The sequence below is a fragment of the Brevibacillus sp. HD3.3A genome, assembly GCF_013284375.2.
Lineage (GTDB): Bacteria > Bacillota > Bacilli > Brevibacillales > Brevibacillaceae > Brevibacillus > Brevibacillus parabrevis.
Map to the genome: position 1 here is coordinate 1,586,260 of NZ_CP085874.1, position 15,919 is coordinate 1,602,178.

Annotated in this window: 14 protein-coding genes and 1 other annotated feature; of the genes, 12 read left to right on the top strand and 2 right to left on the bottom strand. The window is 54.4% G+C overall.

What is annotated here, in order from left to right; all coding sequences use genetic code 11:
- Positions 1–41 precede the first annotated feature (41 nt).
- From HP435_RS07790 to ileS, 8 genes are all read left to right on the top strand, one after another.
- Entirely contained in the window at positions 42–629 is a 588-nt protein-coding gene (locus HP435_RS07790) for a DUF1802 family protein (RefSeq protein WP_122963065.1), read from the top strand.
- Between the two features lie 128 nt (positions 630–757).
- Positions 758–1,738 carry a quinone oxidoreductase family protein gene (locus HP435_RS07795; protein ID WP_173598382.1) on the top strand — a complete coding sequence of 327 codons (981 nt, stop codon included), beginning with the start codon at positions 758–760 and terminating at the stop codon, positions 1,736–1,738.
- Positions 1,739–1,776: 38 nt separating this feature from the next.
- Positions 1,777–2,253 carry a GNAT family N-acetyltransferase gene (locus HP435_RS07800; RefSeq protein ID WP_173598381.1) on the top strand — a complete coding sequence of 159 codons (477 nt, stop codon included), beginning with the start codon at positions 1,777–1,779 and terminating at the stop codon, positions 2,251–2,253.
- Between the two features lie 231 nt (positions 2,254–2,484).
- Entirely contained in the window at positions 2,485–2,925 is a 441-nt protein-coding gene (locus HP435_RS07805; RefSeq protein ID WP_122963068.1) for an Rrf2 family transcriptional regulator, read from the top strand.
- Between the two features lie 74 nt (positions 2,926–2,999).
- The gene (locus HP435_RS07810; RefSeq protein ID WP_173598380.1) at positions 3,000–3,392 is read left to right on the top strand and encodes a hypothetical protein; all 393 of its coding nucleotides are present in this window, start codon (positions 3,000–3,002) and stop codon (positions 3,390–3,392) included.
- Positions 3,393–3,428: 36 nt separating this feature from the next.
- Positions 3,429–3,992 carry a thioredoxin family protein gene (locus HP435_RS07815; RefSeq protein WP_173596176.1) on the top strand — a complete coding sequence of 188 codons (564 nt, stop codon included), beginning with the start codon at positions 3,429–3,431 and terminating at the stop codon, positions 3,990–3,992.
- 32 nt (positions 3,993–4,024) lie between these two features.
- A complete protein-coding gene (locus HP435_RS07820) occupies positions 4,025–5,230 on the top strand; it encodes an MFS transporter (protein WP_122963071.1) in 1,206 nt (401 codons plus the stop codon).
- Between the two features lie 70 nt (positions 5,231–5,300).
- Positions 5,301–5,559 (top strand) — a binding site (T-box leader).
- Positions 5,560–5,611: 52 nt separating this feature from the next.
- A complete protein-coding gene (ileS, locus tag HP435_RS07825; protein ID WP_173598379.1) occupies positions 5,612–8,692 on the top strand; it encodes an isoleucine--tRNA ligase in 3,081 nt (1,026 codons plus the stop codon).
- Between the two features lie 54 nt (positions 8,693–8,746).
- Here the strand turns inward: ileS and HP435_RS07830 are convergent, their stop codons facing one another.
- Positions 8,747–9,127 carry an ArsR/SmtB family transcription factor gene (locus HP435_RS07830; RefSeq protein WP_122963073.1) on the bottom strand — a complete coding sequence of 127 codons (381 nt, stop codon included), beginning with the start codon at positions 9,125–9,127 and terminating at the stop codon, positions 8,747–8,749.
- On the bottom strand, positions 9,128–9,541 hold the full coding sequence (locus tag HP435_RS07835; protein WP_173596178.1) for an SRPBCC family protein: 414 nt from the start codon (positions 9,539–9,541) through the stop codon (positions 9,128–9,130).
- Between the two features lie 198 nt (positions 9,542–9,739).
- On the opposite strand from HP435_RS07835, the gene HP435_RS07840 reads away from it, so the two are divergent.
- From HP435_RS07840 to HP435_RS07855, 4 genes are all read left to right on the top strand, one after another.
- The gene (locus HP435_RS07840; protein ID WP_173598378.1) at positions 9,740–10,309 is read left to right on the top strand and encodes a TetR/AcrR family transcriptional regulator; all 570 of its coding nucleotides are present in this window, start codon (positions 9,740–9,742) and stop codon (positions 10,307–10,309) included.
- A 96-nt stretch (positions 10,310–10,405) separates the two neighbouring features.
- On the top strand, positions 10,406–11,659 hold the full coding sequence (locus HP435_RS07845; protein ID WP_173598377.1) for an efflux RND transporter periplasmic adaptor subunit: 1,254 nt from the start codon (positions 10,406–10,408) through the stop codon (positions 11,657–11,659).
- Positions 11,652–14,756, top strand: a complete 3,105-nt coding sequence (locus tag HP435_RS07850) for an efflux RND transporter permease subunit (RefSeq protein ID WP_173598376.1) — start codon at positions 11,652–11,654, stop codon at positions 14,754–14,756. The genes HP435_RS07845 and HP435_RS07850 overlap by 8 nt, the downstream gene beginning before the upstream one ends.
- A gap of 117 nt (positions 14,757–14,873) precedes the next feature.
- Positions 14,874–15,830 carry a Gfo/Idh/MocA family protein gene (locus HP435_RS07855; protein ID WP_122963078.1) on the top strand — a complete coding sequence of 319 codons (957 nt, stop codon included), beginning with the start codon at positions 14,874–14,876 and terminating at the stop codon, positions 15,828–15,830.
- Positions 15,831–15,919 lie beyond the last annotated feature (89 nt).

Here is a 15,919-nt window from a genome sequence, read left to right on the forward strand (position 1 = left end):
GTCATCAAACGATTCTGACAGAGAGAAGGGAGACGTACTGCATGCAGACGATCGTACAGCCGCAATCCCCCTTGAGCCTGAAGGAATGGGCGGTCGCTGTCAAAGCGCTCGGGGAAGGCGAGCAGATTATTACGATCCGCAAGGGCGGGTTATACGAAGAAACACGAGAATTTCGATTGGAAAACAATCTGTTTTACTTGTACCCTACTTACGAGCATCAGAAGCGCGACATGGTGAAGCCAGCTTACCACCATCTGCTGGATGCGACGCTTGCAGGCTGGTCGAGTGATCAGACGACCGTCTCCATCGAATATTTTGCCGAAGTGACCGACGATGTGGAGCTGATGGACGAAGCCAAGCTGCGCGCGCTCTCGCCTTACCACATCTGGACAGACAACTTTGCGGATGTGCGTCTGCACTGGAAAAAGAAGCAGCCGCTGCATATTTTGTTCGTCCGCATGTACCGTCTGGCGCAGCCGGTCGTGATTCCGATTGAGGCCGCTTACCAGGGGTGCAAATCGTGGCACGATTTGCTCGCAGACTTGCCGCGCAGCGAGTTTGCGCCCGTGCTTGCCGACGAAGAGTTTGCGCGGAAAAAGGCGGAAATCTTGGGCATTTTGCAAGCATAAAAGCATAAAAAAGCGAGAAACCGTTCACGCCTTGAGCGGTTTTTTGCGTCTGATCGGCAGGAACTGGCAGGGAATCGGAAGCTCATGCGGAAGTAAAAGAGCGACCAATCAGCATGGGAGGCATGTTCATGAAGGCGATCTTGGTAACACAACTGGGCGGCCCGGAGACGATGCAGTACACGGACGTGGATATACCGAAGATTTCAGCTGCGCAAGTGCTCATTCGCGTGGAGATGGCGAGTGTCAATTTTGCCGATATCAAGTCGCGCTACGGCAAAAAGGGAGCAGCCAAGCTGCCGTTTATTCCCGGACTGGATGCGACAGGAGTAATTGAAGAAGTCGGGTCAGAAGTGAAAAATTTGCGCGTCGGGCAGCGCGTGATCGCGTTTCCGGCGAACGGCTCGTATGCGGAATACGTCGTTGCCGATGAGGCGCTCACCTTCGCGATTCCCGACTCGATCAGCACGGAAACAGCCGCAGCTTGCCCTGTGGTGTCGTTTACTTCCTATCAGTTGCTGGCAAAAGTCGCCCGTTTGGCCGAAGGAGAAACGGTGCTGATCCACGCGGCGGCGGGCGGGATCGGCACGACGGCGATTCAGTTGGCCAAGCTTCTCGGAGCGGGGCGCGTCATCGGGAGCGTGGGCAGCGCGGCAAAAGCCGCAGTCGCTTTGGCTGCCGGAGCGGATCATGTCATTTGCCACGACACGGAAGACTTTGTGGAAAAAGTACGCGAGCTGACGGACGGGGCTGGCGCTGACGTCATTTTGGACTCGATCTCCGGCCGGGTGAGCGAGCGAAGCATCGAATGTCTCGCCTGGTACGGCCGACTCGTGCATTTTGGCAATGCGAGCGGAGAAATCGGGCAAATTCGCACGCTTGATCTGCATGCAAGCTGCCGCTCGGTGCTCGGTTTCAGCTTCGGTACGACGCGGAAGCTGCGTCCGCATCTTTTGCAGGATACAGCCCGGCAAGTGATCGACTTTTTGGCAAAAGGACAGCTCGACGTCAAGATCGGCAAAGTGTTTTCGCTGGAAGAGGCGGCAAACGCCCACGCATGGGTAGAAAGCAGACAGAGCACAGGAAAGGTACTGCTGCAAGTGCGGCCCTAGCATACGGGAGAATCGAAACGGCTAAAGAGGTGCAGAGCATGAACATCATAGCGGCAAGCGAACTTTCGAAAAGCGTCATTACGGACTTTTTCATCACCAACTGGGGAAGTCCGCAAATGGTGATCGGAAGCGGCATTTTTACATGTGACGAGCTGGACGGCTATGCGCACATCGGCGCGGATGGCGCGATCCAGGGGTATGTCAGTTATGTGCTGGAGCAGACCGAGTGCGAAATCATTTCGCTGGACAGCCTGGCGGAAAACAGGGGGATCGGCTCTGCCCTTTTGGCGAGAGCGGAGCAGGCGGCGAAGGAAGCGGGCTGCGAGCGGATGAAGCTGGTGACGACCAATGACAACTTGCATGCGCTCGGCTTTTATCAGCGGCGCGGCTATCAGTTTCACGAGCTGCATGTCAACGCTGTGGAAAAAGCGCGGGCGATCAAGCCGGAGATTCCGCTGATCGCGGACAACGGGATTCCGATTCGCGACGAAATCGTGTTGGTCAAGCTGATTTAAACAGTATGAGCATGAGAGGGGAAGAGGAAACCAGAACGGAAGCCAGAGCATCAGCTAGAGCCAGAGCACCAGACCAAGGCTTCCTCCCGCTCAAGCCCGCCACCGCCACCACAACCACGGCAAAAGAAAAACCAGCATATATGGAATACAGTTACGCCTCCCGCAATTGTTGACATTCTTAACTGTAAGAATTATGATTACAGTACACTTTCGGAGGGGGCCGTCTCAGACGTGAATAGTGAGTTTACGATAGCTGTTCACAGCTTGGCCTTGTTGGCTCATATACCGGGACATATGGCAAGCAGTGAGCTCATCGCGCAAAACGTGTGCACCAATCCTGCCAGAATACGCAAAATTATGGGTATCCTGCGAAAAAACGGATTTGTGAAGACAAAAGAAGGCGTAGGCGGCGGATACATTTTGGCTTGCGATCCGCATGCAGTGACACTGGCCGAGATTTACCATTCCATGTCAAAAGGAACCTTGAAGCCGCATTGGTGTTCGGGTGACCCGAAAGAAGCCTGCCTGGTGTCTGCGAATATCCACAACGTGATGGATCAAATTTTTACGGAAGCAGAGCTGTACTACACGAAGTATTTGGAGCAGCTTACCATTCAGAGCGTTCTGGATAAAATTCGTCAAAGCACGTGTCAGGATCAGGTCAGCGAATAAGCAAAGCAGACGAAGCGACTTGTTTGACTGGAAACTGTAACTATTTTTACTACATTTTAAGGTGGTGCGTTCGTATGAATCGGGAACAGTTGCTGGAAATCAGTGATTGGGTATTGGGCAAGACCAAGCATGGCGAGTTGGTTCAAGGCTTCGTGGAAACCGTCGATTCATTGCGGGGCATTGCGAAAGTCTACGTCGTCAAATGCGACAACGAAAACACGGTGGGCAAGATCGTGGCCATCCCGTTGCAATGGCTGGAGCGCATGTCGACAGGCACTTTTGACGATCTGGAATCTTTGCATGATTTGATCGACCTGTCGCTGCTCATTCGCGACAAAGCGTGGTTCCTGGAGCTTGCGGCAAAAGCAGAAGCGGTGCGGGACTCGGCAACTGAGGTGCAAACGGGCAAGGCCAGACATTTTTCTGTGCGAAATCGCCTGGGCACGTCAGCGATTTGGGAGCAATAATTTATCATTTTTGCATATAGAGGAGGAGTACCCATTATGTCTAACGTGAATCAGAGCAGTTGGTTTGAAAAAGGAATGACGTTTGAGCAGTATCGCGACAGCATGAATGTGAACAAGCAAGAGTTGAGCCGCGTCTACGAGCAGCTGACGTTCAGCGAGGAAGACCTCGCGTTTTGGAAGGAGCTGTCCGCGCGCAACTGGAAAGGCATCGTGCTGACAGCCGACTGGTGTGGAGATGCGGCGCTGTGCGTTCCGGTCATTCAACGCATCGCGGAAGAAAGCAATATCGAGCTGCGCTTCCTCATTCGCGACGAGAATCTGGAGCTGATGGACCAATACTTGACGAACGGTACAGCGCGGGCGATCCCGATTTTCGTTTTCCTCGACCAGGATGGTTACGAAGCTTGTGTCTGGGGGCCGCGCTCGCCAGAGGTGCAGGAAATGATCACAACTGCGCGGGCGACACTCCCTGCGACCGATGCGCCGGATTTTGAGGAGAAGCAAAAGCAGCTGTATCGGACGTTCAAGGAAACGATCACGACTGATCCTGCGGTGTGGCGCACCGTGATCGAAAGCGTGAAGGCGAGGCTCAAAGCGTAAAGAGAAAAAATAAACAGGATAGGATTGGATCAATGAAAAGTGAAAATGCAGAGAATAGCGGGCGACCGATTCTCTTTTTGATGATGAACATGTTTATTGCCATGCTCGGAATCGGCTTGATTATCCCGATTTTGCCCGAGTTTTTGAAAGAATTTGGAGCAGGCGGGAAGACGGCTGGCTACCTGGTGGCAGCGTTTGGTTTGACGCAGTTTCTGTTCTCTCCGATCGCGGGAGAGTGGTCGGACAAATACGGTCGGAAAATCATGATCGTCTCCGGCCTGGTGTTGTTTACGATTTCGAATCTGGTGTTTGCCCTGGCCGAACAGACATGGGTGCTCTACCTCTCCCGTTTGATCGGGGGAATCGGCGCCGCTTCGATGATTCCTTCCATGCTCGCGTACGTCGCCGATATTACGACCGAGGACAAGCGCGGAAAAGGCTTGGGACTGCTCGGCGCGGCGATGTCTCTCGGGTTCGTGATCGGGCCGGGGATCGGCGGTTTTCTCGCCGAGCTTGGGCTGCGGATGCCGTTTTACATTTCCGCGGCGGTAGGGGCCGTGGCGACGATCGGCTCCGTGCTCTTTTTGTCTGAGTCATTGCCAAAAGACAAACAGCTGGCAGCCCGCCGTTCGGAGCAGAAGAAAGAAAATATTTTCCTGCAACTCGGCAAGTCTTTCCAGTCGTCGTATTTCATCATGCTCGTGCTGATTTTTACGATGACTTTCGGGCTGGCGAACTTTGAAGTAATTTTTCCGCTCTTCGTAGATGCGAAGTTCGGCTATACGCCGCGTGACATCTCGATCATCATCACGGTCGGAGCGTTGGCTGGAACGATTGTGCAGGCTATGCTGATCGGGAAGCTGATCTCCCGTTTTGGAGAAAAGAAGCTGATCAACTGGACGTTTTTCAGCTCGGCGGTCACGATGGTGCTGATGCTTTTGTCAGGGAACTTCTGGTATATGCTCGTCCTGACTGTGCTGTTCTTCACCTTGACCTCGATCATGCGTCCGGCGATCAATACGCTCATCTCCAAGCGGGCCGGGGATGAACAAGGCTTTGTCGCCGGGATGAACAACGCCTACATGAGTCTGGGCAACATTTTTGGCCCGGCTGTGGCGGGGACTTTGTACGGAATGCATGTGAACGCACCGTACTTGTTCGGAGCGATCGTCCTTGTCCTAAGCTTGTTCCTGTCGCGCGTGGAAAGCCGCAGAAGCTTGAAGCGGGTCGCGGCGTAACAGACCGCTTGCTTTCGTTTCTTGACAAAGCTGGAAAACTGATGTAAAAAGAAGGTACGAATTGAACCGATCAAATTCATTGACGAGAAAGAGTACGCTAAACCCCTTGTTCCCCAGAGAGTTGGCCTAGTGCTGAAAGCCAACGTTCAAGACTTAGCCGAAAATCCTCTCCGAGAAGGAAAGCTGAAGCGCAACAAAGTAAGCTGACCCGGGACCCCGCCGTTACAAGGGGCGCGTATGATGGTACGTAGCAGAGGTGTCGAAGCGTCACGTTTTCGTGATCGTTTCGGAACAAGGGTGGTAACGCGAGATGAAATCTCGTCCCTTCGGGGGCGGGATTTTTTGCGTTTTCGGACATCAATCATAGGAGGGATGAGTGAGATGAGAAAAGTCGACGTCAAAGAAAAGGCGAGGGCACGCGAGCTGCGTGTGCTGGCGCAATGGAAAGAGGATGGCACCTTTCAAAAATCGATGGACAATCGGCTTGGCAAACCGAACTACGTGTTTTACGAAGGGCCGCCCACGGCCAATGGTCAGCCGCATATCGGCCACGTGCTCGGACGAGTGATCAAAGACTTCATCGGGCGCTACAAAACGATGTCCGGATACCGCGTCGTGCGCAAAGCAGGCTGGGATACGCATGGCTTGCCTGTCGAGCTGGGGGTGGAAAAGCAGCTTGGCATCTCCGGGAAGCATGAGATCGAGAACTACGGAGTGGCGAAGTTCGTCGAGCGCTGCAAGGCGAGCGTGTTTGAATACGAGAAGCAATGGCGGGAGCTGACGGAGGCAATCGGCTACTGGACGGATATGAATCATCCGTACGTGACGCTCACTAACGACTACATCGAAAGTGTCTGGCACATTTTGGCTACGATCCACAAAAAGGGGCTGTTGTACAAAGGGCATCGCGTCAGTCCGTACTGCCCGGATTGCCAGACGACGCTCAGCTCTCACGAAGTAGCGCAAGGCTACGAAGATGTGAAAGATTTGAGCGCGACGGTCAAGTTCCGCAGCAAGCAGGGGGAGGAAGTGTTTCTCGCCTGGACGACTACGCCGTGGACGCTTCCGGCAAACGTGGCTCTCGCGGTCAACAAAGAGCTGGACTACGTGCGCGTGAAGCAAAACGGCGAAGTGTACGTCGTCGCGAAAAATCTCGCAGACAAAGTGTTCACCGATGCATATGAAGTGTTGTCTACGCACAAAGGGGCGGAATTTGTCGGGACGGAATACGAGCCGCCGTACAGCTACGTCCGCGTGGAAAAAGGGCATGTCATCGTCGACGCCGAGTATGTCAGCGATACGAGCGGGACGGGGATCGTCCATACGGCTCCCGCCCACGGAGAGGACGACTATCGCACGACCCGTCAGCACGGACTGGACTTCGTGAACGTAGTCAATCTGGCTGGGCGTTACACGGAGCAAATTACCGATTTTGCCGGGCGCTTCGTCAAGGAGTGCGACGTCGACATCGTCAAAGACTTGGCCCATCGCGGACTGTTGTTCTCCAAGGAACGGTACGAGCACAGCTATCCGTTTTGCTGGCGCTGCAAGTCGCCCTTGCTCTACTACGCGATGGAAAGCTGGTTCATCCAGACGACGGCGATCAAGGATCAGCTGATCGCCAACAACAGCAAAGTCGAATGGTATCCGGGCCATTTGCGCGAAGGACGGTTCGGCAATTTTCTCGAAGAGCTGGTGGACTGGAACATCAGCCGCAACCGCTATTGGGGAACGCCGCTCAACATCTGGCTTTGTCACGATTGCGGCAGCGAGTACGCGCCTGGAAGCATCGCAGAGCTGCGCGCAAAGGCAGCCGTGCCAATCGACGAGTCGCTGGAGCTGCACAAGCCGTATGTGGATGAAGTCAAGCTGCGCTGCACATGCGGCTCTGTGATGGAGCGCACGCCGGAGGTCATTGACGTCTGGTTTGACAGCGGTTCGATGCCTTTTGCCCAGTACCATCATCCGTTTGGCGACGACAAGCAATTCCAGGAGCAATACCCTGCCGACATGATCTCGGAGGGGATCGATCAGACGCGGGGCTGGTTTTTCAGCCTGTTGGCTGTCTCCACGCTTTACAACGGGCAAGCGCCGTACAAAGCGGTCATCTCGACCGGGCACGTACTGGATGAGCACGGCCAAAAAATGTCGAAGAGCAAAGGCAACGGAATCGACCCGTGGGAAGTGATCGAGGAGTTCGGGGCAGATGCATTCCGCTGGGCGCTTTTGTCGGACAGTGCGCCGTGGAGCAGCAAGCGCTTTTCCAAGCGGATCGTCGCCGAGGCGAAGTTCAAGGTGATCGATACGATCCACAACACGCACGCCTTTTACTCGCTGTACGCGGGTATCGACCAGTTCGATCCGCAGCAGCATCCAGCGGTCGTGTCTGAAAACGAGCTGGATCGCTGGGTACTGTCCCGCCTGCATACGACGTTGAAAAATGTGCGCAAAGGGCTGGACACGTACGACTTCATGAATCCGGCGAAGCAGATTGAAGCATTCGTCGACGAGCTGAGCAACTGGTACATCCGCCGTTCGCGCGACCGCTTCTGGGAAAGCGGCCTGTCTGCCGACAAAATCGCCGCTTACCACACGCTGCGCGAGGTGCTTTTGACACTTGCGCGGATGATTGCGCCATACGCTCCACTGATCGCGGATGATATGTACGGCAATCTCGGCGAAGCGGGCAGCGTTCATCTGGCAGACTATCCGCAAGTAAACGAGGACGTACGCGACGAAGCGCTTGAGCGCGACATGGAGACGGCGAGACAAATCGTCGAGCTGGCCCGCAATATCCGCAACGAAACCGGAATCAAGACGCGTCAGCCGCTATCCGAGCTGATCGTCTCGCTCGATCGACCGTTTCGCCTCGACCAGTTTGCCGGCATCATCCGGGACGAAATCAATGTGAAAAGCATTCGTCTGGAACGGAGCGACGACGGTTTTGTCACCTATCATTTCAAGCTGAATCTGAAAGTGGCTGGCAAAAAATACGGCAAGCTCGTAAGCGGGCTGCAAGCGCATTTGAAAGAACTGTCACCAGCCGCAGCCAAGCAAGTGATGGAGTCGGGGCATCTGGACGTGGTGCTGGACGATGAGTCGATCCGCGTTCCGCTCGAAGACTTGCTCGTCGAAAAGCAAGGAAAACAAGGCTTTGCCTCCGCATCCGGCTATCAAATCCACGTGGCGCTGACGACGGAGCTGACAGAGGAGCTTGTCCAGGAAGGGCTGGTGCGGGAAGTGATCCGCGTCATTCAGGACTACCGCAAGCGCATGGAGCTGCCGATCGACAAACGGGTAGTTGTCACGCTCGCGGTCGACGAGGAGCTGCGGACAGCGCTGAACCGTTTTGAGCATTTGCTGCGGGAGAGCGTGCTGCTGTCCGATGTGGTGTACACGTCCGGGCAAGAGCTTGCGACGGTGTCTTTTGGCGAAAAATCGTTCGGCTTGCACATCGAATAAGCAAAAAGGATAGGGAGAAGCGGCACGAATGCTGCTTTCCCTATCCTTTTTTCATTACAACTCATCCCGCTTGGTTTCCACAAGACGCGGCCCTGTCAGCGAATGATCCTCAGGCTGCTCGGCTTCCACCAGCCGTTTCAGTGCGGTCAGCTTGTTGTCCCAGAAACGGTCATAGTAGGACAGCCAGCTTTTCAGCTCGGCAAGCGGCTCCGGTTGCATCCGATACCTCGTCTCGCGACCTACACGCTGCTCCTTGACCAGCCCTGCTTCGGACAAAATGCGCAAATGCTTGGAAACGGCAGTGCGGCTTATCGGAAAGTGCCTGCTGATCGCGGTCACAGGCATTTCCTGATCGGTCAGCAATTGCAAAAGCTTGCGGCGCGTCGGATCGGCGATGGCTTGAAATACGTCATGCTTGGCGGCAGAGCTGCTCATTTACGCTTCCACATACGCTTTCAGCTTAGGCAGCACAGAAGAATCCCAGCCCTGGTTCATCCTGTCGCGGACGACGGCATGGCTTTCCCCAAACTCCGTTACTGTATCGGCAGACCAACCGGAATGAATCAGCGTGAACTCTGTTGTTTCTCCCAAATCTTTTAACGCGAACGTGATCACCCAGTCTTTGCCCCATTTGAACACGAGACGGTTCGGCGGGTCGATTTCTTGCACGACGCAAGGAGAATCGCCGTATGGGGAATGGATGGTAAAGGCATGTCCAGCTACTGGCTGAAAATCGTTTGGCATGAACCAGGCGGCAATCCCGTCTGCTGTAGCGACGGCATCCCAAACTTTTTGCAGTGGAGCTTGAAATACTTGTGTCTGAACGATATCAGGAATGGTGTTGGACATGAATACGCCTCCGTAAAAAGAAAGTAGTTTCCTAGTTTGCACATGGAAACGAAACCAAAACGTTTCGCTTTTTGCAGTATACGAAACCAAAAGGTTGCATGTCAACGGATGATAGGAAAGAAAGATTTGACAGGTTCAGGAGAAATTGATTACAATCAAAACGGAATGAACATTCATTCCGAAGTGAGGAGGTCTGGCATGTCTGAGACAAAGCGGGAGTTAATATTGGAAGCGGCGATGGTTCTGTTTGAACAGCGAGGCTTCGACGGCACGACTGTTCCGATGATCGTCGACAAAGCAGGCGTGGGCGCCGGGACGCTGTATCGCTATTTTGAAAACAAGGAAGCGCTGGTCAACACGTTGTTTCAAGAGTGCGTCAACGATGTGCTGGAGACGCTGAACCAGGGCTATCCGCACGACTCGCATGATTCGCGCAAGCAATTCGCTCATATTGCCAAGCAGTTGGTCAGCTATGCGAATAAAAATCTCACGGCCTTGCTGTTTGTCGATTCCCATGTCAATGGCTACTATTTGGACGAAGCAAGCCAGGCAGCTTACATGCGCCTGCGCACGTTTTTTTATGAGTTCATTGACCAGGGGAAGAAAAACGGAATCATTCGTCCGTTGCCTGCCGACGCATTGATCGCGATTATTGACGGTGCGTTTATATCGCTGTACAAGTCTTGCCGGGCGGGCGAGATCGAGGAAACACCGGAATTGCTGGCAGGCGTGGAAGAGGCTTGCTGGGATGCGATCAGAATTCATTGATTCTGATCTTTCTTTTGAACAAAACGGAATGAATATTCATTCCGTAAAACCGACATCGCTTGGACATGTACCTAATTAAGCAGGAGTGAAGAGAACATGAATGCATGGATCAGGAAAGCGGCGGGAAGTGTAGCGCTCCTCTCGCTTGTGCTGGTGGGAACGGCTTGCACAACAGGGGAGCAGCCTGCAAGCAGCGTGGAAACCCGGCTGGATGCAAAAGTGGTGGAAACGAAACGCGTTCAAACGAAGACTGTCCGTACCGAGAGCGAGCTGTCGGGAACGCTTGTTCCTGTAGAAGAGGTGACGGTTGCTTTTGAAATTGCCGGGGAAATCAAACGGATGCCGTTCAAGGAGGGGGATTCGGTTAAAAAGGGAGACGTCCTGGCGGTGCTTGGCACCACGGACTACTCGCTCCAGCTCGCAATGGCAAACGCAGAAGCAAACGGCGCGAACGCCCAATTGGCCAAAGTGAAAAACGGCTCCCGCAAGGAAGAAGTCCAGCAAGCGCAGGCAGCGGTTGAAGCGAAGCAAATCTCTTTGCAGCAGGCCGAGAGCGATTACCGCCGCATGGAGCAGCTACATAAAAATGGGGCGATCTCGCAAAGTGAGTTTGAACGGGCGAAAAATGCGCGGGAGCTGGCGGAAAAAGACCTTTTCCAGGCAAAAGCGACCTACTCTCTGGTCGTCGAAGGGGCGCGCGCGGAAGATGTGAACGCGACGCAGGCGAGCTATCAAGGAGCGATGGCAGCACGCAATCAGGCGGCGGCGACACTGGCGAAAACCGAGGCGAAAGCGCCTTTTGCCGGAACCGTACTGGCAAAAATGGCGGATGTCGGTCAGCTTGCAGGCCCGGGTGCTCCCGTGTATCGCATCGGCAACATCCAGCAGCTGAAAACGGTTTTGCCTGTGCCGGATAAAGACATCTCATCCTGGCGGGCAGGCGACGAGGTCGAGCTTGCGCTGTACGGGAACAAGCGCAAAGGCAAAGTGACGAACATCTATCCGGCTACGAATGAACAGACGGGCACGATCGGCGTGGAAGTGGTGGTCGACAATGCCGCCAAAGACTGGTTTGCCGGGCAAGTGGTCAGTGCGAAACGAACCTTGGAGCAAAAAGAAGCGATTTTTATTCCGACCCAAGCTGTTTTCAGCCGCGGGTCTGAACCTTATGTCTTCCTTTTGACAGAAGGAAAAGCCCGCAAGACGACGGTAACGCTGGGGGAGTATGTCGACAACGAGCTGGAAATTACAGCAGGGATAGCGGCGGGCGATGTCTTGATCACTGACGGGGCAGACCGCTTGCTCGACGGGGATCAGGTCACTGTCAAAGGAGGCGTGAAGCATGATTGAATTTTTGATCAAGAAGCGAAAAATCACGCTCGTCTTTTTTGCGATGCTGATCTTGATGGGGGTTTACGTCTTGTTCTCGCTCCCGAGACAGGAGCAGCCTGACATCATCGTCGGCACCGCGACAGTGACTACGGTCTATCCGGGAGCGACTCCGCAAAAAATCGAGCAGACCGTCACAAAAAAGCTGGAAGAGAAGATCAATGAAGTGCAAGGGATCAAGTCGATCAACTCCGAGTCGCGTTCAGGGGTGTCGATCATTACCGTACAGACGGAAAATGATGCCAAACCGAAAGCCGTGTTTGAAGACATGCGGAAAAAAGTGAAGGACGCCGAAGCCGACCTGCCGGAAGAGGCGGAGCAGCCGATCATCAATGATGACATGAGCCGCACTTTCATCCAGTCGTTCCAAATTACCGCCGATTCTTTTGAACAAATCCTGCAATTGCGCGATACGCTCGACCTGTGGAAGGATCAGCTGCGCACCGTTCCGGGCGTGTCCGATGTCTCGATCCTCGGATTGCCCGAGCAGGAAGTGAAAGTCAACGTACAGGCGCAAAAGCTCCAGCATTACGGCATTTCTTGGGCGCAAGTCATGGACGCGATTCAAACGAAAAACGAGACGGTTCCACTCGGAGACATACATGTCGACAAACGCCAATACCAACTGACCATGCCTGTCAGCTACGATCCGACTTCGCTCGGAAAAGTGGTCGTGACCCGTACTGCTCAGGGGGTACCCGTCTATTTGCAAGATGTCGCCACGATTTTGGACAGTACGAAACGGGTGGAATACAAGACGTACTACAACGGAAAGCCCGCCGTCACGGTCAGCATCAACGCCGAGCTGGGCAGCAACGTCCCGAGCGTCCAGCGCGCGGTCGACGAGAAGCTGCATTCTTTAGAAGAGCAGCTGCCTTCGTGGGCGAAAAAGGAAACGGTTTACGCCCAGATGGATCGGATCGACAGTTTGTTTTCCGAGCTGTTGCATGAAATGCTGATCGCGATTGTGGCCGTCCTGTTCGTTTGCATGCTCGGCTTGAACTTGACGACTTCGATGATGGTCGCCCTCGCGATCCCGATCTCGCTTGCGTCAGGGATGGCTGTTCTCCCTTTGCTCGGGATCACGCTGAATCAGATGAGTGTCTTTGGCATGATCATCGTTCTCGGGATTTTGGTGGATGACGCCGTTGTGGTCAATGACAACATTGAGCGCAGGCTGTCCGTGCTTGGAGAAGAACCGTATACGGCAGCCGTGCTTGGCACGAAAGAGGTTGCCGTTTCGATTGTCACGGCGACATTTGCCACGATCAGCGCATTTGGCCCGATCATTTTTTTGACAGGCGATGCCGGGCAGTTCATTTTTCCGGTGCCAGTCGTCATCATTTTCACGATGACCGCCTCCATGATCATGTCGCTCTCGCTCATCCCGATTTACCGGGAGTGGAACGAGAGACGAAAAAACAAGCGCGCGAAAAAAACGGCAGCAGACCGCAAGCCAGCCGGACTTTTGGGCAAGCAGATCGATGCGCTGACCCGCTGGTACGGAGATCGAGTCATGCCGGCGATGCTGAAAAACCCGTTGAAAACGGGAGTGATCGGGGTGCTGGTCGCTACAGCCTTTTACGGACTGGCTGCGTTTATTCCGATCCAGCTGTTCCCGGATGACGACAGACCGCAGATGATTGTCAACATAAACATGCCGATCGGCAGCAATTTGCAGGAAACCGACCGGATCGTCCAAGGCACCAGCGACTGGATTGTCAAACAGCCGCACATTCAAAAGGTGGCTGCCTTCGTCGGGGGAGCTGCCCCGCAGATGATCACGAGTGCCCCGTCGATCGGAACAGGCGAAAACATGGCGCAGCTCGTCGTCGTCTTTGACCATACGCAGATGGATGCGCGCAAAGTCGTCGAGCCGTGGACTGTGCAGCTGAAAGAACTGTACCCGGAGGCGAATATCATTCCGTACAGCGTGAAGGCGGGCATGTATTCGGGCAGCCCGGTCGCCATTCGCGTGTATGGAAATGACTTGTCCGAGCTGTATGCGATTTCCGAGGAAGTCAAAGCGATGATTAAAGAGACGAAAGGAACTTACAATATCAATGACACGCTCGGGAATGCGCAATATTCCCTCCAATTCCAGGTGGAGCAGGGGAAAATGGACAAGGCGCTGGTCCATGAAGCGGATTTGACGAGAACGTTGCGTCTGATCAGTCAAGGCATCCCGGTTGGACAGTTTGACAACGGGAAAAAGCTGATCGACATGACTTTGCTGGCTGATCAGGCGAACATGACTCCGCAGCAGCTTTTTAGCCAGCTTACGGTTCCGAATAGCCAAGGGCAGCTCATTCCGGTGGCGCAAATAGCGGAAATGAAACCGAGCTTGTCCATCCAGAGCATTCCCCGCTACAATATGTCCCGCAGTGTCACGATTACGAGCGATGTGCGGGGGCGCACGGCGGATGACGTGATGAGCGAGCTGGTGCAAAAGCTGGAACACGTCGAAATGCCGGATGGTTACGCCTGGAAGGTGACGGGTGAATCGGAGGAGGAAGGCGACGTGCTGGCCGATTTGGGGCTGCTCGCGGTGGTGGCTGTGCTGCTCATCTTCCTGTTGATTGTGTTGCAGTTCAATTCCTTGTCGATACCGACTTTGGTGATGAGCACAGTCTACCTGGCGATCGCCGGAAGCATGATCGGGTTGTTCATTACCGACACGCCGATCGGCTTCATGACAGTAGCCGGGTTTATCTCCTTGGCCGGAATTGTCGTGCGAAACGGAATTGTCCTGATCGAGTTCATCGAAGAAGCACGGCACGCTGGCATGGGGTTGCGAGACGCGGTGATCGGCGCTGGAAAAGCGCGGTTGCGCCCGATTTTGCTGACGACTTTTGCAGCCGTGGCTGGCCTTGCCCCGATGGCGATTTCCGGGAGCGTGCTGTTCAAACCGCTGGCCATCACGATTATTTCCGGGCTGCTGTTCTCGATGCTTTTAACTTTGATTGTCGTGCCGTCGCTTTATACCGTCGTGGCGCTGCAAAAGGAAAAGAAGCGTGAGCGGGTGGAGAAGCAGCAAGAGGCTCCGGCTTGCGTGTAGCGGTTTTGGCAAAGCTTTTTTGCGCGATCTCGTTTTTTTACAAGGAATTTTCAGACAAATGGAGAAATGGGGGAGGTGCAAAAAAGACGTACTTCATCAGGAAGCGAGGAAAGACAGATGAACCAGAGCAAGTGGAAAGTGGGCGTCATCGGCGCAGGAGTCATGGGCGAACGAATGATGAACGCCATTCGCACGCACGAAACATTTTGTGTAGCGGCAGTCAGTGACGTTTCGGCGGAAAGAGCGCAGGAGGCTGCGCAAAAATCCGGAGACGTGCCGTGGTACACCGATTACAAGGAATTGCTCGCAAAAGAAGAGCTGGATTGCATCTATCTGGCTGTTCCGCCAAAATTCCACCACGCGATTGCCTTGGACGTGCTGGCTCACAAAAAGCATTTGCTGTGCGAGAAGCCGCTCGCCAACTCGCTTGGGGAAGCGGAGGAAATGCTGGCCGCAGCGAAAGACGCAGGTGTCGTACACGCGATGAATTTCCCGCTCTACTATCAGGGCATTTTCCCGGAGCTGCGCCGCAGGCTGGAGGAGATCGGCGATGTGCGCAGAATCGACATTTTGACTCATTTCCATACATGGCCGCGCCCGTGGCAGCAGACGCCGTGGCTGTCCGGTCGGGAGCAGGGCGGCTTCATCCGCGAGGTTTTGCCGCATTTTACCCATTTGACGTACGCTTTGTTTGGCGACTTGCAGGTGATCCGCTCGGAGGTAGACTATCCGGAAGATCCGCAAGCGTGTGAAACAGGCGTATCTGCCTTCTTGCGCCTGGCAGACGGCACGCCTGTGACGATCAACGGGCTGGCGGGTATCGCGCATCAGGAGCATTTGGACTACCGCATTTACGGTACAAAAGGCACGCTCAGTGTGGTCAACTGGAGCAAGCTGTCTGTCGGAAGAGACAATGAAGCTCCTCAGGCAGCGGGCGTGCCCGAGCAGGACCGTCTGTCGCTGTTGCTCGATGAGCTGGCGCTGGCTCTGGAAGGCAAGGAAGCCAGGCTGGTTACGTTTGAGACAGGTGTAAAAGTGCAGAAAGTATTGGAAGCGTTGCTGGGTCACGCATAAGCGAAAGGCAGGAAAAATCCCCTCGCGGAAGCGTCCGCGTTCGTCTCGTAACAGCTTGGGACGGACGTGGATGACCGGAGGGGATTTTT